The organism is Pedococcus bigeumensis, assembly GCF_006438965.1.
Classification (GTDB): Bacteria; Actinomycetota; Actinomycetes; order Actinomycetales; family Dermatophilaceae; genus Pedococcus; species Pedococcus bigeumensis_A.
In genome coordinates this window covers 142,910-162,012 of the sequence record NZ_RCZM01000007.1, presented here as the reverse complement: position 1 = coordinate 162,012, position 19,103 = coordinate 142,910, and the positions used below count along the sequence as shown (strand labels likewise).

20 protein-coding genes are annotated in these 19,103 nt (G+C 67.6%); 11 read left to right on the top strand and 9 right to left on the bottom strand.

The window, feature by feature from the left end:
- Positions 1 to 871: 871 nt before the first annotated feature.
- From EAH86_RS18965 to EAH86_RS18945, 5 genes are all read right to left on the bottom strand, one after another.
- On the bottom strand, positions 872 to 1,672 hold the full coding sequence (locus EAH86_RS18965; RefSeq protein WP_140743674.1) for a hypothetical protein: 801 nt from the start codon (positions 1,670 to 1,672) through the stop codon (positions 872 to 874).
- A 23-nt stretch (positions 1,673 to 1,695) separates the two neighbouring features.
- Complete coding sequence (locus EAH86_RS18960; RefSeq protein ID WP_140743672.1) at positions 1,696 to 2,925, bottom strand: Nramp family divalent metal transporter; 1,230 nt, start codon at positions 2,923 to 2,925, stop codon at positions 1,696 to 1,698.
- A gap of 16 nt (positions 2,926 to 2,941) precedes the next feature.
- A complete protein-coding gene (locus tag EAH86_RS18955; RefSeq protein ID WP_140743670.1) occupies positions 2,942 to 3,352 on the bottom strand; it encodes a hypothetical protein in 411 nt (136 codons plus the stop codon).
- 219 nt (positions 3,353 to 3,571) lie between these two features.
- Entirely contained in the window at positions 3,572 to 4,231 is a 660-nt protein-coding gene (locus EAH86_RS18950; RefSeq protein ID WP_206665895.1) for a CinA family protein, read from the bottom strand.
- Between the two features lie 498 nt (positions 4,232 to 4,729).
- On the bottom strand, positions 4,730 to 5,437 hold the full coding sequence (locus tag EAH86_RS18945; protein WP_140743666.1) for an ANTAR domain-containing protein: 708 nt from the start codon (positions 5,435 to 5,437) through the stop codon (positions 4,730 to 4,732).
- A gap of 199 nt (positions 5,438 to 5,636) precedes the next feature.
- Between EAH86_RS18945 and EAH86_RS18940 the strand changes: the two genes are divergently transcribed.
- Positions 5,637 to 6,278 (top strand): PAS and ANTAR domain-containing protein, encoded by a 642-nt coding sequence (locus EAH86_RS18940; protein WP_140743664.1) that lies wholly within the window; start codon positions 5,637 to 5,639, stop codon positions 6,276 to 6,278.
- A gap of 122 nt (positions 6,279 to 6,400) precedes the next feature.
- Here EAH86_RS18940 and EAH86_RS18935 read toward each other — a convergent pair whose 3' ends face one another.
- Complete coding sequence (locus tag EAH86_RS18935) at positions 6,401 to 6,538, bottom strand: DUF3263 domain-containing protein (RefSeq protein WP_161988706.1); 138 nt, start codon at positions 6,536 to 6,538, stop codon at positions 6,401 to 6,403.
- A 287-nt stretch (positions 6,539 to 6,825) separates the two neighbouring features.
- Between EAH86_RS18935 and EAH86_RS20340 the strand changes: the two genes are divergently transcribed.
- Entirely contained in the window at positions 6,826 to 7,281 is a 456-nt protein-coding gene (locus EAH86_RS20340) for a hemerythrin domain-containing protein (protein WP_161988705.1), read from the top strand.
- Positions 7,282 to 7,420: 139 nt separating this feature from the next.
- Here the strand turns inward: EAH86_RS20340 and EAH86_RS18925 are convergent, their stop codons facing one another.
- Positions 7,421 to 7,972, bottom strand: a complete 552-nt coding sequence (locus tag EAH86_RS18925) for a DUF2231 domain-containing protein (RefSeq protein ID WP_338325263.1) — start codon at positions 7,970 to 7,972, stop codon at positions 7,421 to 7,423.
- A gap of 877 nt (positions 7,973 to 8,849) precedes the next feature.
- Here EAH86_RS18925 and EAH86_RS18920 point away from each other — a divergent pair.
- Positions 8,850 to 9,116: an NTP transferase domain-containing protein gene (locus EAH86_RS18920; protein ID WP_140743656.1), complete on the top strand. Its 267-nt coding sequence runs from the start codon at positions 8,850 to 8,852 to the stop codon at positions 9,114 to 9,116.
- Between the two features lie 21 nt (positions 9,117 to 9,137).
- The gene (locus EAH86_RS18915; RefSeq protein ID WP_140743654.1) at positions 9,138 to 10,166 is read left to right on the top strand and encodes a CDP-alcohol phosphatidyltransferase family protein; all 1,029 of its coding nucleotides are present in this window, start codon (positions 9,138 to 9,140) and stop codon (positions 10,164 to 10,166) included.
- A gap of 199 nt (positions 10,167 to 10,365) precedes the next feature.
- On the opposite strand, the gene EAH86_RS18910 is transcribed toward EAH86_RS18915, so the two are convergent.
- Positions 10,366 to 11,103: an alpha/beta fold hydrolase gene (locus EAH86_RS18910; protein WP_140743652.1), complete on the bottom strand. Its 738-nt coding sequence runs from the start codon at positions 11,101 to 11,103 to the stop codon at positions 10,366 to 10,368.
- 171 nt (positions 11,104 to 11,274) lie between these two features.
- Between EAH86_RS18910 and EAH86_RS18905 the strand changes: the two genes are divergently transcribed.
- From EAH86_RS18905 to EAH86_RS18875, 7 genes are all read left to right on the top strand, one after another.
- A complete protein-coding gene (locus EAH86_RS18905; protein ID WP_161988704.1) occupies positions 11,275 to 14,061 on the top strand; it encodes an ATP-binding protein in 2,787 nt (928 codons plus the stop codon).
- 80 nt (positions 14,062 to 14,141) lie between these two features.
- Positions 14,142 to 14,933, top strand: a complete 792-nt coding sequence (locus EAH86_RS18900) for an alpha/beta hydrolase (protein ID WP_140743648.1) — start codon at positions 14,142 to 14,144, stop codon at positions 14,931 to 14,933.
- On the top strand, positions 14,930 to 15,718 hold the full coding sequence (locus tag EAH86_RS18895) for an SDR family NAD(P)-dependent oxidoreductase (RefSeq protein ID WP_140743646.1): 789 nt from the start codon (positions 14,930 to 14,932) through the stop codon (positions 15,716 to 15,718). Before EAH86_RS18900 ends, EAH86_RS18895 begins: the two co-directional genes overlap by 4 nt.
- A gap of 92 nt (positions 15,719 to 15,810) precedes the next feature.
- Positions 15,811 to 16,719 carry an alpha/beta fold hydrolase gene (locus tag EAH86_RS18890; protein ID WP_140743644.1) on the top strand — a complete coding sequence of 303 codons (909 nt, stop codon included), beginning with the start codon at positions 15,811 to 15,813 and terminating at the stop codon, positions 16,717 to 16,719.
- Positions 16,720 to 16,843: 124 nt separating this feature from the next.
- Complete coding sequence (locus EAH86_RS18885; protein ID WP_140743642.1) at positions 16,844 to 17,155, top strand: hypothetical protein; 312 nt, start codon at positions 16,844 to 16,846, stop codon at positions 17,153 to 17,155.
- Between the two features lie 2 nt (positions 17,156 to 17,157).
- Positions 17,158 to 17,469 carry a DF family (seleno)protein gene (locus EAH86_RS18880; protein WP_140743640.1) on the top strand — a complete coding sequence of 104 codons (312 nt, stop codon included), beginning with the start codon at positions 17,158 to 17,160 and terminating at the stop codon, positions 17,467 to 17,469.
- Between the two features lie 105 nt (positions 17,470 to 17,574).
- A complete protein-coding gene (locus EAH86_RS18875; protein WP_206665891.1) occupies positions 17,575 to 17,937 on the top strand; it encodes a hypothetical protein in 363 nt (120 codons plus the stop codon).
- 672 nt (positions 17,938 to 18,609) lie between these two features.
- Here EAH86_RS18875 and EAH86_RS20705 read toward each other — a convergent pair.
- Positions 18,610 to 18,918 carry a helix-turn-helix transcriptional regulator gene (locus EAH86_RS20705; RefSeq protein ID WP_206665890.1) on the bottom strand — a complete coding sequence of 103 codons (309 nt, stop codon included), beginning with the start codon at positions 18,916 to 18,918 and terminating at the stop codon, positions 18,610 to 18,612.
- Between the last annotated feature and the right edge of the window lie 185 nt (positions 18,919 to 19,103).

Genomic DNA, 19,103 nt, shown 5'->3' with positions numbered 1-19,103 from the left:
ACGTGTGCGATGCATGTACATGCCCGCTACCCCGTCCCCATGCCAGACAAACGAATTCGCGCTTTCCGCCCCGCCGTCGGGCACCGCCCTCTGGGTGAAGGGCAAGGCCGCAGCCTGGAGGCAGCCGTCGGAGGGCAAGGCTCGCTGTGGGGCCACGATTGGTACGAGGCACTCATTGGGCTACAACAGCGTGGATCCGATGGCGCTTACTACGGTTGCGTGCGTTTGAGTCAGGGTGGTTATGGGAACGGGTAAGGGAGCACCCCTGGACACGCCGGGTGCGACGCGACCTGAGGAGACACCAATGACCTCGCCCACCGCACCGACCAGCCCACAAGCCTCGAGCTGGGCGGACGAACTCGGCACCTACCTGAGCCCGCGATGCTTTCCAGCCACGCACGATCACCTAGCCGCCACATTGATCAAGCAGCATGCCCCGAGCCATCTCCTGTGGCACCTGTCGGTCGCCTCCAGGACACAAGACTTCCGGTCGTTGGACGAGCTCGTCGAGCACTTGGTAACAGCGGCTATCCGCGCCCCACTGAGCAGTTTCCGCGATCCCGCCTGACCCAACTCGAGCGGAGAACGGTCCAGCCACCCATCTCCTCTCCTTCCAACGCGTGAGGCGACGCCCACACGTATCCCCAGGCATCGTCGGTCCGATCCGCTATGGCTACTTTCTCGGCACCTGAAGCGACCCCCACGTCCAAAGGATCTGCTGTGGCCGGCGGCGTGGCATTGGACGTGGGTTCGGCGCTGTCTAGGGTGATCCAGGCATGTTGGTCGAGGCGCGCGAAGTGCCGCGGTGACACGGTCAACAGCCCGTCCGAGCATCCTGAGCTGTCGACCCCAACCGCAGTCGTCGCCATTTCTATACGTCCGGGTCGGTGTTGTTGTGCGGGTGTTGCCAGTTCTGGCGGGTTCTGAGCGTGACGCGTTGGTCATGCCAGTCGACGTCGGCAACGTCGGTCCAGGTGGCTTCGCGGTCGCTCTGGTGCCACCAGCCGAAGAGGCGCGCGAGCAGCCAAGGGCCTTGGTCGGTCAGGGTGGTGTAGCCAAGCTCACCACCGAGGTGCCGGGGCCCGAACACGAGGCCGGTCACGCGGATGCGGCCGACCTCGAGGCCTGTTTGCTCGTACGCCAGTCCGCGAAGCTCTATGACGGTGCCCAGGGACGCGCCAGTGTCATCGACGACTTCAGCACCGAGCAGAGCGCTGAGCAGATGAGAGTCGGCGGGTGGCGGCGGCAGTTCGTCGTGACCGGTCGAAGAGCCCGCCGTCGTCCCCGCGAGCCGGTCGTCGCCAGCGGTTGCTCCGGGAATGGCCGAGATGACGTGACGACGTAGCCATTGCTCGAGCCCTGCCGCGTCCTGCAGGGCGCGCTCTGCGTAGTCGCTCAGGGTGATGGCCGAACCAATGCTTCGCACGTGGGACATGGGCACCATGAGCGGGCTGGGTTCCTCGCGCGGGCTGAGGCGTTTCCACACGGCGACGATCCACCGACCGAGTAGGCCTGGCTGGCGCGGCCCGAATCCACCCGGTCCGCTGAGCACCCCGACGATGCGGAGTTCTTCCGCCTCCTGACGCAGGACCAGGTTGTCGACGTTGCCCAGGAGCGCCCCGCTGGGACCGACGAGCTGGTGGTCCATCACTCTAAGGACCACGTCGATCATGCCGTCCTGAGATGTCCTTTGCATCATTGCCCCGCCTTTGTGAGGACCATCAAAGGGATGGCGGCCACCGAGGCGACGGTGACCAAGACCATGTAGAGCATGCCCAAGGAGTTCGCGAGCCGCCCGTTGGTGTGCTTGCCCATGTAAGTGCGGTCGTTCGCGACAACCAGGATGGGAAAGTAGGTCAGCGGTAGGGCGATGGCGCTGAACACGACGGAGTACTCGGTGAGCATGATGGGGTCCACCGTGGTCAGCAGCAGGGCCACCCCGCCGATGCAGGACAGCAACAGAACCGTGTGGAACCGGGCGGCACGAAGGGGCTCCACGTACTTCCCCCACTGCCAACCCAGGTACTGGGCGACGCTGTACCCGACCGACAAGCCAGTCTCGCAGGCAGCGCCGAAGGTTGCGGCGAAGAATCCGATCAGCAGGAACGCCAGCCCGATCTTTCCCACACCCAGGACCACGGGCAGTCCGGTCTGTCCGAGTGTGTCGACGCTGATCCCGTGGGGCAGGAACACCAGCGCCGTGCAGGCGGCGATCGCCACCGACAGGATGCCGCCCAGCGGGAACCCGATGAACACGTTGGCGCGCATGGTGCCCAAGTCCTTCGGTGTCCACTTCTCCTCGACCCCGCCGGAGCTGAAGAAGAACACTTCGTACGGGGTCATGGCAGCGCCGAACAGGGCGATCGCATAGTAGAAGTACACCGTGTATGACTCGTTCGGTGGCACGGTCGGGTTGATTGCATGCTGTGCCAGTGAGGCCCAGTCGGGGCCGAGCTTCCACACAGCGACTGCGAACACGATGAGGGACAGGCCGGCCAGCCCGAACGCGTTTTCGAGAATGGCGAACTTCACTCGCCAGAGCACCAACCACACCGCGGCGCCTGCGACGGGCATCCACAGGAACCGGTTCACGCTCGTTGCCAGCTCCAGAGCCAGGGCGACGCCGCCGATCTCGGCGGCCAAGGTCAGGAACGTGACGAGCATGGACGCAACCAAGTTGGTCAGCCCGACTCGCGGCCCGAGCCGCTCTCGGATCAGGTCGAACGTCCCGCGCCCGCTTACCGCCGCGACCCGGCCGCTCATCTCCGCGAATACGCAGATGCCGACCACCCCGACGACGACCACCCAGACCAGGGACAGTCCGAACCGGGAACCAACGAGGGCGTTGGTGATCAGGTCGCCGATGTCGACGAACCCGCCGATGGCGGTCAAGATGCCCAGCGCGACCGCGAAGACCTTCTTCACCTTGCCGCCTCCCCGATCACTTGAGGTCCGCTCGGGCTGACTCAAGGTGGGCGCTGGCGTCGTCGAGCTCCTTGCGCGCGTCCGTCAGGGAGGAGGCGTCGCCGCGGCGGATTGCGATGCGGGCATGGGCCAAGGCGTCGTCGGCGTCGCCGAGCAAGGTCAGCACCTGCTCGCGCAGCGGGTCCTGGGTCGGTGTTGGCGGGTCGACCACGCCGAAACTTGTCTCGATGCCTCCCATCGCGTTCTCGCTATCGGTCACCACGGTGTCGGCGTAGGCGTTCGTAGCGTTGCCGGACAGCAGAGCGTCCACAGCGATCTGCGCTGTCGAGGTCTCACTCGCCGCCGACTCCAGGGCGCTCTTGGCGTTCTGTTCGAACGCCCCTCGATCCAAGGCGGGAGCAATGCACCCGCCCAAGAGGAGCGTCACGATGATGGTTGGCCAGATCCAGTGCCTCCGGGTCATGAGCGTTTCCGCAAGATCGTGTATGCCAGCGCAGCCAGCATCGCCAGAAAGATCCACCATGCAATGCCCAGGGCCCACCCGTCACTCATCGCGCAAACGCTCCTTCCATTGAAGGCCTGGCCAACAAGAGCACCTTCCGGCTGGAACGAGAGGGCTTCGCGCTCTTCTGTGACATGACTGCGCCTAGCCGGACCAGGTAGGCGTGATGGGCAGGTCTCCCGCGACCGGCGACTCGGTGGGCCTTGGGCCGTGCACATCCACCCTCGTGGCTCCAGACACTGCCGCGTGGTCGCCCGGAAAGCGATCTGGGCTATGACACGCAGCGATAAGGAGCTCGAGTGCCTCCGAGACTGTCTGACCGATCACGCTGTCCGTAGGACCTGAGAGGTGGCGAAGGTACGAGCGGGTGCGGCCCGGATGGCGAACGGCGAACCACACGGTCCCTGCACTGATTCCACTTTCGGGGCGAGGGCAGCCCACTCCAGTGGCAGCGAGTGAGAGGTCGACCCCGAAGCGCGCAGCGACCGCGTTGGCCCTCGCGCACGCCGTCGTGAGGCGGACCACCGGCCCCGGTGGGACGCACAGGACGTCGAACTTCGCCCTCGGCGAATAGGCGACGACGGCACCCAGGAACCAGCTGGAAGCGTTGGGTGCTTCCCCGAGCTGCGACGCAATCGCTCCGGAGGTCAAGGACTCCGCGCCGACCGCCGTCCAACCGCGTGACTGGACCAGGCCCGCAAGCTGCTCGGCCTGAACGGCTGGTTGGGTCACTGTGTCTCCATTCGTGTCCGAAACTGATGCTGCCGTTCTCTGTCCTGCCACGCGTCTGCGAAGGGAACTCATCCGCACCCCGATGAATCCATCTGTGACGCCAGACTGCACTTCGAGTTCATGCCCAGTGCGCAGGGACCCGAAACCTCCTGCACCCGACTTGGTTCCCTCAGGCACAGCCCACCCCGGATCCTGGGACCCCAGGGCATTCTGATCGAATTGCCTGATCCGGCCCCTAGAGGGAGTCCACGTTGTTGGGAGCCACGCTCAGGAACTCGGCGGGCACACCCTGATGGCGGGACACCTCCCCGCCGACCGCCAACATGCGTATGTCCGTGACTCGGTGCAACTTGGTGCCGGAGTCGGGCGGCCAAGTCGCGGCATACCGGGCCAACCTTCGTGCCTGGTCGATCAGCGAGCCGCTCCGCACCCATCTGTTTGCTCGTCTGAAACCGGATCCACGTCTTCGGCGCGGACTGCGGGGCCCGACCCAGCTCGTCCCGGGGCAGGTCTTGGTGCCTACTCCTGAGCGCGTCGCGGTCACGGCTATGGCCTCATCGCAGGTGCAGCTCACCAGCCGCCTGACAACAGGCGCGTCTTCACCAGGATCCGGGCGAGTTCTGCATCATGTATGCCGGCTCGTTGGGCGGCTTCGTGGAGTCGCTGGCTGGCCGTCTGGTCACCCACGCGATGCGCGGCCATGATCATGCCGACGGCCTGGTCGGTGACGACCTGGTCGCGCATGGTCTGTGGTGTCTGTTGCGCGCGACGCACCCCGGAGAGGGAGAGGTCAGCATTGGTCACGGCGCCTGCGGACCACCCGCCGCAGGCGGCGGCCAGCTCGGAGTGCAGGCCGTCAAAGGCCGTAGGTGTGCTTCCGTAGAAGTTGAGTCCGCCGACGACGACGTGATCCTCAAGGAGGGGGATGGACAACGTGCTTTCGACGCCGGCGGTGTTCTCCGCTCGCGAGAACAGCAGCCAGTTGCGCTCGTCGAGGGGATCCGATCCGGTCGTTGCCACGATCGCGCCCCGGCCCATGGACTCGAAACAGGGGCCGTTGCTGAGGTACTGCACCGCGTCCAGGGACGCTACGTCCAAGCCGGTGGCGACCCAGGTGAACGCCAGTCCTTCGCGCATGAAGGACAAGGTCAGGCCGAGACACTCCGGGGCGAGGGTGCCCACGCGGTTGGCCATGGCGCCGAACCGAGCCGTCAGGTCCTCGTCCTGGAACCGTGACATTTCGGCCAGCGCCAAGCGCGTCTCGGGGATTTCCTCCATGATCTCGCTGACCTCCGCTCTAACCGTGCTAACCGTGTGCCCCCACCTTTACCCGATCCTGAGTCGCCTATGCAACGCACCCGGCCACCCGGTTCGCGACCATAGCGCCGGCAGAATCCACGTCGTATTCTTGTGCTTGGTCGAGAAGTGGCCTTCCCGCTTGGGAGATCCCTCAGGGTCGTCATGTAGGAGGTAGCCGGTGACCCGCGACGATGCGCACAGCGACGGTCAGGCGATGTCGTTCGAGTACGAGGCCGAGAGTGGCCGCTGGACCTGGTCCCAAGGCCTGCGCGAACTCCACGACCTGGCACCTGACGAGGAGCCCACCACCGATCTCATCCTGGATCACATGGTCGAAGAAGACCGTCCGGTCATGATCGCCAGATTCCAGCACCACCTCGACCACCCCGGCCCCTATTCGTGTGTCTACAGCCTCGTTCGCAGTGATGGTCATGTCCGTCGCGTGATCTTCGTCGGGGAGAGCGAGGCCGTCGGTGGAAAGGTCAAGCGGCTCACTGGTTTCGTCGTCGACCTCACCGAACCCATCCGCGAGACCGCCAGGGCCGCGGTGGCAGCCTCCGCGGAGCATCGGGCAGCCATAGAGCAGGCCAAAGGGGCGTTGATGCTGACCTTCGGCGTCGAGGAGGACGGCGCCTTCGAGCTGCTCCGGGCTTACTCGAGCCGGCACAACATCAAGCTCGCAGAGGTGGCCCACCGCATCGTGGCCGGCCTCTGCGACCCGGCCTTCAGCCGGGAGGAGCCGGTCCGCAGTCTGCTCGACATCGTCATGGCCCTCGAACCCAGCGATGGTGCAAGCAGTCTCCCAGTCTCTTCATCGTGACTTCGGGCTCCGCCCGCAACCGGACAAAATGCGACCCCGAGCAGGGGCCCGCGGAGGCGGCGATCCGTTTGCGTCGCTCGACCTGACCCATTCATCTGACGGCGCGAGGCTGACGCGTCTGGTCACCTACCGACGACCTGCGCGCGGCTCGAGGGGACGAGCCGTCTGCGAATGCGTCGCACCGTCAGCGGGTCGTAAGCCATCGCCTCCGGACGCACGGCGATCGCGATCAGGCGACGCCGGTACTCAGAGACGCTCATGCCCAACGTTGCGAGACGTCCTGGTCCCTGGCACTGGGATGGCACCACCATTCTCGTTCGAACATCCTCGCTCGAAGTCGAGGATGGCCGTCTCAGTGTCAGCCACACGAGACCTCTTTCAGAAGGGCGCCCGCCGACGGGTGCAGATAGGCCTTCCCCACCCGCTGGAGGTGCTCGTCAATCCCCAACTCGTCCGCCGATTCCGGAGGCTTGGGTGTAGCTGCCGCGCAACTGGGTATGTGGCGAGGGCAAGCTCATGGCAGGCCGCCTCGACGGATGGAGTTCTCATGCCTGGTGTCATCACCCTCATCAAGGACGATCACAAGACACTGGAGTCGGTGTTCAAGAAACTGGAGAAGGCCGAGCCCGGCGCCATACCCGGCTTGCTCCAGCAGGTCGCCGAACTGCTGATCCCTCATTCCAAAGCTGAGGAACAGGTGGTGTACCCCGCCATCAAGACGACCGTGCCGGATGAAGGCTCGGACGTGGACGACGGTCTCGCCGAACACCACCACGTGGAGCACACGCTGCAGCAGCTCTTGGATGCGGACCCCGAGGCACCGGGCGTGGACGGGCTCATCGCGGCCATGATCGGCGAAGTGCGCCACCACGTCGAAGAAGAGGAACAGCAGATCCTGCCCGCCTTCGCCAAGAGCGCGTCCAACCAACAGCTATCAGACCTGGGGGACCGCTTCACGGCCGCCAAGGAACAGGCACTGGCCGCCATGCGCTCTGGGACCTGACCGCGTCGCTCGCTTGCTCGCTCGCTCGCGCTGACTGAGTGCGTAGCCGGGCGGCGTTCCAGGTGAACAGTCCGCACGGGTGCATCGCGAGAACCTTCATTCGGCATGTCCTGCTCCGACGCCTGCCGCCGGTGGGTATTCACCGGGGATCCGGTCGGCCGAGACTCGGCCCCACCGCGTCAGTTTCGTATGCCGGGTGCCGGGTTCCGGCCTTCCTCGCGATCGCGAGGTGACCACCGAGATATCCCGCGCCGCTGGCGACGACGGTGGCCGCCATGCTGGCGGCAATCCCCGAGCCGTGCTGGCCGCGACGTCGCAGACCCAGGGAAACGGCATACAGGGCCACAGCCCCGAGGTTGAGCGCCGCGTGTAGGGCGCCCACACGGTTCTCCGGCCGGTTCAGCTGACGCCACTCGGCCAAGCCCGTGGCGACGGTGGGCAGCACAGAGACGAGGCCCGCCGCCAGCAACAGGCGCGCAGCGGGGCGGTCAGCTCGCCTGCCGCGTACATCGAGCAGCACCGCCGAGGACCAGAGTCCGATGGGAACGTCCGTCATGAAGGGGTGAAGTGCGTGACCCGTACCCGCGCCCAGCAGAAGCGAGCGAGTGGGCTCCCCGGCGAGAGGCCTCGACGCAAACTCGAGCGCACGACTGAGTCGCTCCAGAGCCGCCGACGACTCGATGCGGTACATCGCACGGACGACCATGTCGTCGTCTTCGCCGCGTGACGGGACCGCATCGGGTAGGGCATACGAATCCGTGAGTGTCATTCCCACCCATTACCCAGCCGCGGGAGGTCCCAACCCCCAAGCCGTCAAGAGTAGAGCCATTGCGCCGGGTCGGGTGGCGGTCGGCACTTGCCTCATACCGCGGCGTAACGGTCCTCTGGCCGGAGAGCACGAGGAAAGGTGATCCACTTGGCTACGCGGATCCCGTCCGCGCCGCGGTTGCCGGCGCGAACAAGCTTGCTGGGCCAGGGGCGTCTATCGTCACCTGCTGGTGCATCGCGGTCAGCCGCGGCGAGCGGCGAGGGCGCCAAGCAAGGCGAGGGCGACGATGCCGCGCAATGTAGTTGCTCATGTCGGGGGCTCCTATCGATCAACACCCTGCGAGTTGATGAAACTGACGTTGACAGTCCGCGGCAGACTGCGGATCAGCCCTTGGTCAGTGTTGAGTGTCATCCAACTGACGGAGTCGCGCCTGGTCCACGGGTCGGCGTCCCGGATGTCCGGGCCAACAAGACCAGCCGGGTGCCATGGGTCGGCGCGCGCCACCATTTTGGCCGTGGAGCCTTGACCACGCTGTCGCTAGCTGCCGTTCATGCGTGAAGCACTGCCACTCGCCGATGACGAGCCACCGCGCCAAATCCGCTCATCCGCAGACTCGGTTTGATCACGCGCTGGAGAGCGCAGATGTGAGTCATTCCGCCGCCTCAGCATGCCACAAGGACGCTGCGCATTTGCGCAGCAGCGATCCCTTACGGCGTCTCGGCTAGGGCTTCAGAGGTGGGGATCTCCCCGCACCCGTGCCCCGGCGCGCGCACCAGCGTGCTGATGCATACTGCGAGCCATGCAACCGCGCCCGGAGACCGATCCCCAGCCACGGGCGACGAGCGCGGTCGTGATCACCGCGGAGTCGAGGAACCGGTCCGGCTCACTCCAGCCGACAGTGCTGCGGCGGGTGGGCGGCGTGACTCTGCTCGACCGCACAGTCAAGGTTCTGTGCGAGGCAGGAGTGAGCCACATCGTGGTGGTGGCCGGCTACCGGAGCGAGGACGTGGCGGCGACCATCTACTCCCACGGCCTCCCGGTCGAACTGGTAGCCAACCCAGACTAGCAGCAGGGCACGTCGACCTCGGTGCTGGCTGGCCTCCAGCAGGTCGACGAGGACCGGTGCCTGGTCGTCATGGGCGACCACGTGTTCGAAGCCGACGACGTACGGCGGCTGATGGCCGCACCGGGTCGCAACGTGCTGGCCGTCGACCGTGACCCCCAGCGCCAGGTGGGTGGCCTGGGAGGGGTGGCCCCCGTCCGGGTGCGGACCGAGGCCGACGGCCGACTGCTCGAACTGGCAGCCGACCTGAAGGAGTACGCCGCGATCGACGCCGGCCTCAGCTGCGTCCACGTCGCCGACGTCACGGCCGTGATCGCCGACGCACCGGCGATGCCGTGGGCCGCCGTGCGGCGGCGGATGCTCGACGACGGATTCGAGATGACCACCTGCGACTTCACCGGGCTCTGGGCGGCCGTCGACACACCCGATGGAGTGCGGGCCCTGGAGCGGGTGATGTGGCATCGGTACGGGCCCAAGCCGACTGACCAGATCATCGCCCGAACCGTCAACCGGCGGATCTCGGGACCCCTGACCCGCCAACTGCTGCGGACCGGACTCAGCCCGCATGTGGCCACGTTGCTGGCCTTCGCCACCACGCTCCTCGCGTCCGGCCTGATCGCGGTCGGCGACCGGTGGGCCATGGCCGTGGGCGGCCTCGGCGTCCTGCTCGGCTCCGCCCTCGACGGCGTCGACGGCGAGCTCGCGCGAGTAAGCGGCCGGGCCTCGCGCCGCGGCGCCGCGCTGGACACGCTACTGGACCGCTATGCCGACCTCGCCGTCGTGGTCGGCCTGGTCATCGGCGCCGGCCACGCCGAGACCGCCTGGGCCTGGGCGTTCGCCGCCGGGTGCGGCTGCCTGCTGATCTCCTACATCCACGCGGTGGGCCGAGACACCGAGGTGCGGTTGCTCTTCCGGCGCGAGGTCCGGCTGCTGGTCTTCGCACTGGCGGCGATCAGCGGCCTACCTCTATGGGGGCTGGCGGTCGTCGCCGTCGCGGCCAACCTCGACACGGCGCGCGGCGTGGTGCTGCTCCTGCGCGCGATGCGCACCTGATACCCGCCGAGCCGACCTCAAGGGCGGACTTGAACGTGCGTCTATCCTGCGCATTAGCGTGTCGCCAGCGAAATGGCCCCTTGGCGTGCAATCCTCCACGGCCAGTCAGTTGTTCGGGGTGGAGCTGGAAGGCGTAGTCAGGGCTTCCGGAGGCCAATGGCGGTCGCAGGCGATGCACATGCCAAGGGCGCGCCAGGGGCTAGGCGGACAGGGACGCCACGGCCTCCAGGATGGTCGCCGTGACCGCCTCCGGCTGCGAGACCATGAGGGCGTGCGAGGAGGCGATCGTGCCGATCGTCGATCCTGCTCGTTCGGCCATCCACCGCTGGCCAGCCGGCGGGATCGCCTTGTCCTGCTCGGCCACCAGGGCCCAGGACGGCAGGTGGCGCCAAGCGGGGTCCGACCCCGCCGCACCGGTGAAGGCGCTCACCGCCAGCGGTCGCTGTGACCTGGCCATCACCCACGCCACGTCGAAGGGCAGGTCTGCGGCAAAGACCCTCGCGAAGTCATCGACCCGGATGAACAGGTCGGTGTCCACCTCGTCCCCGGAACCGGGAAGGCTGAACGGGCGCCCGAGGGTGGTGTCAGGCCCGAGCTCACCGCCCGGGAACCTTGACGGGTCCAGCACTGTCGCGATGCTCTCTCCGTGCTCGAGCAGGTATGCCGCGACGAAGACAAGCGCCCGCACGTTCGAGGATCCGCGTGCGGCCTCGCCGACGACCGCACCGCCGTACGAGTGACCCACGAGGACCACGGGCCCGTCGATGGTGTCGAGCACGCTGCGGACCTGACCCGCATCAGACGCGAGGTCGCGCAGCTGGTTGGGGATGGCGATGACACGCAGGCCTGCGGTGTCTAGAGCCGTCATGGTCTGGGACCAGCCGCTCGAGTCGGCAAAGGCGCCGTGGACGAATGCGATCGTGGGCTGGTTGGCCATCGTTGTCTCCTGGATGTGGGCTGGCGCGCCGGGCGTATCCGGCGCACAGCTCCCAGACTCGCCTGACGCGCAGTCCCCGGCTTGCGCACGATGACTGAACCCATGACTGCCGGACCCGCGCTACCTCCCCTGTGGCTGGACGAAATGCACAGGTGGTCCCATGCTCAACCCATGGCCATGTCGACCGAGACGCAGCTCTTCGGTCGTGACGAGGTCATCCTCCAGCTGGTGGGGGTCCTGGAACAGGTGGAGCGCAACGGGGTCGCGGTCGGGCTGACCGGCGAACCAGGCATGGGCAAGACCTTGGTGCAGGCGCATGTCAGTGAGCTGGCCCGCGCTGCGGGTTTTGCCGTGTTGTCGGCGCGAGGCAGCCAGCGCGAGACCCACCTTCCCTACGCAAACCTGCACCAGCTGCTCACACCGATCCTGGCCACCGTGGACGAGCTGCCTCCCAGGCAGCGGGACTCGTTGCTCGCCTGCTTCGGGGCGGTCGAGGTCGAGGAGGTCAACCCCTTCTTCACCTCACTGGGAGTCCTCGAGCTCATCGTGCGCACGGCCAACGACAAGCCTGTGCTGATCAGCCTCGACGACCTCCACTGGATGGACCAGCCGACGTTGGACACCCTCGCCTTCGTCGCGAGGCGGATCGAGCCCGAGCGCGTGGTCCTGTTGTGCACGTCGCGCTCCCAGGAACCACTTCTCGGCGATGACCAGACGATGACCTGGATCGAGCTGGAAGGTCTGTCCTCCGAGACCGCCGAGACCCTGCTGAGGTCGCGGTCCCCAGAGCTGGCGACACCCCTGCGCGAGCGCGTCATTGCCGAGTCTGGTGGCAATCCGCTCGCCCTGGTCGAGTTCGTCAAGGCGCTCCAGACGGGAACCTACGCCTGGAGCGAGCTGGACCGGGCCCTGCCCATGACCGACCGGCTCGAACGGGCCTTCACCGCGAGGGCAGACACCTTGGGCCCAGCGGCGCGGGCAGTGGTCGACGTCGCAGCGCTCGATGACGGCGACGACATCAGGCAGCTGGTCACTGCCGCCTCCCTCCTGGCTGGCTCCACCGTGGGCGTCGACGCGGTCTCCGGCGCCGTAGAGCTCGGCCTGCTCACCGTCGACGGATCGACCTACGCCCTCAGCCATCCCCTCATGGGGTCAGCCGTGCGTCGAGCCATGACGCAGGGGCGGCGCATGGAGGGTCATGCTGCACTTGCCACGACTCTGGCTGCCTTTCCCGAGCGGGCTCTGTGGCACCGGGCAGGCGCCGTGTCCGGGCGTGACGAATCCATCGCGGCCGAGCTCGAACGGGCTGCCGATTCCGCGCGCCGACGCGGAGCGTTCGCGACGGCGCTGGCTCGGCTCGAGCGCTCGGCCGCGCTCAGCCCGGACCCCCAGGACCAGGCGTCGCGGCTGCTGAGCGCCGCCGAGCTCGGATACGAGCTCGGTCGGTTCGGCCACGTCGAGCAGATCAAGTCCCGAGTGCTGCGCATGACGCTGCGCCCCCGTGACCGATCCCGCCTGACCTGGCTCGAAGGCGCCTTTCACGACGGTGCCACCAGCGAGCCCGCCGACGTGCGTCACCTCGTCCGCCTCGCAAGGACCGCGAACGACGACGACGACACCGACCTCGCCATGCAGCTCCTCTTCGGCGCGGCCCGAAGGGTCTGGTGGCGGGACCCCGGCGAGTCGGTCAGGCACGAGATCATCGGTGCCGCGCGCGAGGTGCCACTGCGCTCGGACGACCCGAGACTCCTCGCGGTGTTCGGTCTGGCGGAGTCGCTCGAGCTGAGTGCCGCGGTCCTCGCGCAGCTCGACCATTGGCCGGTCGACCTGGGCGGTCGGTTGGAGCTGGCGGCACCCCTCGGTATCGCGGCGTTCTGTTCGGGCGACTTCGTGCGAGCAGACTCGTTCCTCACCTTGGCCATCAACCAGCTGAGGGGCGAGGGCCGCCTAAGCCTGCTCGCCGAAGCGCTGGCCATCCGAGCGTGGGCGGAGATCAACCTCGGCGTCTTCGACGCGGGCCGATCCGCCGACGAAGGAATGCGACTCTCGACCGAGACGGGGCAGAAGGTCTGGGCTGGCACGGCCGGGCTCGCCCTGGCCGTCATCGACGCCGTGGCCGGACGTTGGCAAGGACGCCACTGGTCGCTCGTCAAGGCCGAGCAGATCGCCCTGCAGCTGCCGAACGCCAGCTCGTCCCTGCTGGCCGGCGCACAGCTGGCCAGGGGGATCGCGGAGCTCGGCTCCAACCGGCCGGAGCCTGCGTACGGCGAGCTGGTCCGCGTCTTCCGGCCCAGCGACCCCGCCCACCAACGGGTGCAGCAACTCTGGACCATCAGCTACCTGGCTGAGGCGGCCGTGAGCACCAACCGTCGCGAGCACGCCCGGCCGCTGCTCGCCGCGGTGGAGGAGCTCACCGCGGGCTCGAGCGCCGTCGGTGCCGAAATCGCGTTGGAGTACACCCGGGCCGTCCTGTCCGACGACGACACCGCGGAAGGGTTGTTCCTGGCTGCGATGGCCGGGGCGGGCTCCCCGTTCCCCTGGCATCAGGCCCGCACCCAGCTCGCCTACGGCTCGTGGTTGCGCCGTCAGCGCCGTGTCACCGAGTCCCGGGAGCCCCTGAGGGCCGCACGCACTGCCTTCGACGCGCTGGGGACCAAACCGTGGGCCCTTCGCGCCGACCACGAGCTGCGGGCCACCGGCGAGCGCGGGTGGGAACCAGCACCCAACAGCCTCGAGGAGCTCTCACCGCAGGAAGCCCAGATCGCGCAGCTGGCCTCGCAGGGGCTGTCGAACCGTGAGATCGCGCAACGCCTGTTCCTGTCGCACCGCACCGTCGGCTCCCACCTCTACCGGATCTTCCCGAAGCTCGGGATCACCAGCCGCCAGCAGCTCGCCGAGATCCTCATCGGCGCGACCGCGGTCGACGCCGTGCTCAACCATCCGCAGTCATCCGACTGAAGCCAGCCCCTCCCACGTAGACCTAGCGTCGGGGCACGCCGAGCTGCATCCGGCACCGGCTCGACTCAGGAGGAACGACTGTGGCAACACCTGTTCTCTTCATCCACGGACTGTGGCTGCACGCCACGTCGTGGGAAGCGTGGCTCTCGCGGTTTGACGACGAGGGATACGACGCCCAAGCCCCAGGCTGGCCGGGCGACGGTCCGACGGTCGATGCCTCCCGAGCCGACCCCGACGCCATCGGCGACCACGGGATAGACGACGTCGTCGCACACTTCGCGGAGCTCATCGACCAGCTGCCGGAGAAGCCCATCCTCATCGGTCACTCCTTCGGTGGCATGATCGCCCAGAAGCTCCTGGGCCAGAACCGCGCCACCGCCGCAATCGCCATTGACGCGGCGCAGATCAAGGGCGTGCTCCCCGTGCCGCTGTCGGCACTACGCGCAACGCTGCCCGTGTTCAAGAACCCGGGCAACAGGCACCGCGCCGTGTCACTGGATGCTCAGCAGTTTCGCTTCGCGTTCGGCAATGCCATCTCCTCCGACGAGTCGGACCAGCTCTTCGAGCGCTGGACGATCCCCGCGCCGGGTCGTCCCCTCTTCGAAGCGGCAGCCGCGAACTTCGACCCGCACTCGCCGGCCAAGGTCGCCACCGACAATGAGGGCCGCGGACCCCTGCTGCTCATCGCGAGCGGTCAGGACCACACCGTGCCCGAGTCGGTCACCCGCTCGACCTTCAAGCAGTATCGGCACTCCGCCGCCGTGACGGAGCTAAAGACCTTCGCCGATCGTGGTCACTCGCTCGTCATCGACTCAGGGTGGACCGAGGTCGCCGACGTGTGCCTGAAGTGGTTGCGGGAGCAGGGGCTATGAACCTCGAGCTCGGCGGCAAGGTGGCAGTGGTGACCGGGGCCAGCCAAGGGATCGGCTTCCACGTGGCACGCGCACTCTGCCAGGAGGGAGCCAAGGTCGCAGCCGGCGCCCTGCGTGGCTCGAGCGAGCTGTCCGCACTGACCGAGGAGCACGACGTCGCCGTGGTCCTGGGTGACCTCACCACGAGCAGCGGTTGCCAGGCTCTGGTGGACGAGGCGGTCTCACGGTTCGGGCGGGTCGACCTGCTGGTCAACAACGTGGGTGGCGTGCGTCCGCGTACCGACGGCTTTCTCGCCGTCGCCGATGAAGAATGGCAGTGGGCCCTCGAGCTCAACCTTCTCTCCGCCGTACGAGCGACGCGTGCTGCGTTGCCGCACCTGTTGGATGCCGCTCCATCGGCGATCGTCACCATCTGCTCGGTCAACGCCGCCCTGCCCGATCCCGGTGTCATCGACTACAGCGCGGCCAAGGCCGCGCTGCGAAGTTTCTGCAAGTCCCTCTCCAAGGAGCTCGGCCCCGCAGGTGTACGGGTCAACACCGTCAGCCCCGGTCCGGTGGAGACGGCGCTGTGGCTCGGACCGGGTGGCGTCGCCGAGACCGTGGGCCAGGCCAGTGGCCAGGATCCTGCTGCCGTGAAGCAGGCCGCCATCGCCGACACCGCGACCCGGCGCTTCACTCGTCCCGAGGAAGTCGCCCGGACGGTCCTCCTGCTCGCCTCCGGCACGGTCGGCAACCTCACGGGCACGGACGTGCTGATCGACGGCGGCATGGTGGCCACCGTCTGACCGGCGCAGCCCCCGACGCGCTGCTCCTGCGGACGGCTGTCCACGTCCGCCTCCACCCGCACTCACGCCATACCAAGGAAGAGAGAACTGCCATGTCCGCGAACCCACGTCTCATCGGCCGCGCCCGCTGGAGCGGCCTCGCCGCTGCCGCGGTCGTCGCCCTCCTGCCCGTCAGCGGCTCACTCGCCGCCGGCTCCTCCGGCCGCGCCGAAGCCGCCACCGCCCACGGCACCGCCACCTCTGCCCCGCAAGCAAGGTACGTCAGCACGAGTGGCGCCAAGCCCACCATCGTCCTCGTGCACGGGGCCTTCGCCGACGCTTCCGGCTGGAGCGAGGAGGTCACACGCCTGCAACGACTCGGGTACGACGTCATCGCCCCTGCCAACCCGCTGCGCGGGCTCACGAACGACGCGGACTACGTGCGGTCGGTCCTGGCGACCATCCCCGGTCCGGTCGTCCTCGTCGGGCACTCCTACGGAGGTGCCGTGATCACCAACGCGGCGCGAGGGGCCGACAACGTCAAGGCCCTCGTCTACGTCGCCGCCTTCGTCCCGGACGCCGGTCAGGCGATCGTCACCTCGTACGACCCCGCGACCTACCCGGGCTCACTCCTCGGACCCGAAACCACGCTGGTGCGCCCCGCCCAGAACCCCGCTGCGCCTGGCGGGCAGGACGTCGACGTCTACATCAGGCCATCGTCGTTCCGCGTCGTCTTCGCCGGCGACCGCAGCCCCGCCGCCGCGGCAGTCCTGGCCGCGACACAACGTCCACTCAGCTACTTCGCGCAGACCGAACCCTCCGGCGAGCCGGCATGGAAGACCATCCCCAGCTGGGACCTCGTCACCCTGCAGGACCACGCCATCTCCCCCGGCGGTCAGCTGTTCATGGCCCGACGCGCCGGCGCCACGGTGAGCACGGTCGACTCGGCCCATGACGTGATGATCTCCCACCCGCAGGAGGTGGTGAACGTCATCCTCAAAGCTGTCGGATCCGTGCGCTGACAGTCCGTGAGCGTCCGGGATGGGTGCGTCATACCGCGAAACGGCGTCGATATGCACGCACATGCCGATGACAGCGCCCCCGCGATCACTTCCGGGAGGTGACGCGGTCGCGCAGACTGGGCACATGAGCGCCGAACCCGTCACCGCGATCGACGAGAACGATGATCGGAGCGCGCAGTGCTGGTGCTGCGGCTCGATCGATGCCCCCGCCCGGATGCTCCAGCTGGGCGACCACCCGGAGGTTCGCCTCTGCCTACAGTGCGCCCACTTTGTGCACCACCGGGCGTGGGAAATCGAGGACGAGGGCAAGCACGGACCGGTCGCAGCCGCCCGGGGTCAGTTCCGCAACCTCCGCACTGAGGTCATGCGCCTGGGGTGGCACCAGAACAGATTCATCGGCGGCAAACTCCGGTGGCTCGGCAAGTGCCTGCCATAGCCGTGGACATCGAACTGCTGGTCATGCCGGACTGCCCAAACGATGCCTCCGCCGCCGAGCTGATCACGAACGCCGTGGCAGACACTCGAGTGAAGGCCACCATCACCCACACCATCATCGCCAGCCAAGAGCAGGCGCGGCAGTGTGGCTTCATCGGCTCCCCAACCATCCTGCTCAACGGCCTCGACCCATTCGCCCGGCCCGACGCATCGCCAGCCCTGTCCTGTCGGCTCTACACCACCCCAGACGGACTACGGGGCATCCCAGCACTGCGCGACCTGCGACAAGCAATTGAGCGCGTAGCGGCGGGCTGACCGCGCGAGCGAACGACCGCTCGTGCCGCAGTCCGGACGGTGAGCCCTTGCTAACCGTAGGTCCGCTGCTTCCGGGACCCCTGGCTCGGGTTATAGCCTGAGTGGGTGCTCGACCTCGGCGGGATCGACGTTGAAGAGATCGCCACCGCGCTCGCGGATCAGATGGATTACGAGCACCGATGGCTGCTCGACCCGCAGACAGGCCAGGTGGCGTTCTGGACCAGCGACACCGGCATCGACGGCGAGAACCCCGTTGAGATCGACGAGCGCGATCTCATTTCCATCGACCCGGTCCCGTCGTACGTCTGGTACCAGGACATGGCCGACTTCGCTGCGGGCGTCACCGACGGTGCGGCAGGACGGCGCCTGGCCGACGTGCTCCAAGGTCGCGGAGCGGTTCCGTCGGTTCAAGGTCCAGCTCTACGAGCACCTGCCCGCGCTGATCGCGCCCTGGCACGCCTTTCGTGATGTCCGAGCCCAGCGTCGCGCCGTCGATTGGCTCCTAAACCAAGGCCTCATCGACCAGAACGCCGCTGAGAAGTTCGCGGACGACCACCCAGAGCCCAGCCTGCCCTGACGCCAGCAGGCGTGAGCACAGATGGCTTTGCGCAAGGAGCGTCTCTCCACCCCCTTGGTGTCACCGTTGCGCCCCGAAACGCCACCGGCCGCCGTACCCGGCTCTCCGACCCGTACCCCCCACCAAACCGCCTACCGCGATGTCCCACACACCTCATGCATTGTCGGCGAGGTTCTGGCGGACGAAATTCCGTCAACGGCGCCACAGGTAGCGTTCCCGCGGCCGACCTGCGGGCTGACGCAGGTGCTCCAAGTCTGTCAGGACGCTGCGCCACCGTGCGTCAACGAGGTCGCCGCGGGCGGCGCGGTCCCCCAGCTCTCGCAGCACCCGGCGGCAGGCGGCTGGAGAGTTGAGGACGGCCCGGACGTGGTCCTCGATCGAGACCACGGTGTCGATATACCGGATGCCGATGGCTCCACTGTCCGCCGCGCGTCTCTCCTCCGACGCTGCCCGGCGGCACTGCGGCGAACACCACCGCTTGGGTCGTCCGGGTCCAGGGGGCCGCGCCTCTGGGATCACCCGACCGCAGCGAGGGCATGCACGGACTTCGCGGCCATCTCGCGTCACTGGTTCTGTTCCAGTCCGAGCGTCCAGGTGATCACGGTCGCTGCACGCCAGCGCAGGTGCTTCCCGATCCGCATCCCCTTCGGTCCGTAGCCCGTCGTCCGCCACGAGTAGATCGTCTGCTTGGGCACCCCGAGGTAGTTGGCCAGGTCGTCGATGTCCCACAGCTCCTGGTACTCCATCGGCTTTGCCGGCCGACGGGCTGGCAGCGGAGGTACGGGCCGTGACGTGCGTCGATCCGCGTTCTGGGGGTCCCCAACGCTGTCCCACAGCCCCAGCTGCTCCTGGTCCTTGGCGTTCTGGCTCATGACGACGATCTCCTCGCGATGCTGGTGGGTTCGGCCTGTCGCTGACGAATGCCGACGGGTCGTCGTCGGTGGTCATCTGGAGGAATTGCTGTCGGGTCCGGCGACAACCGTGAATGTCCGGAACGGGCCACCAGTCGGCCTCGACCGCCGTCGGAGGTCGCGGCTAACGTGGCGACCTCGGAGAG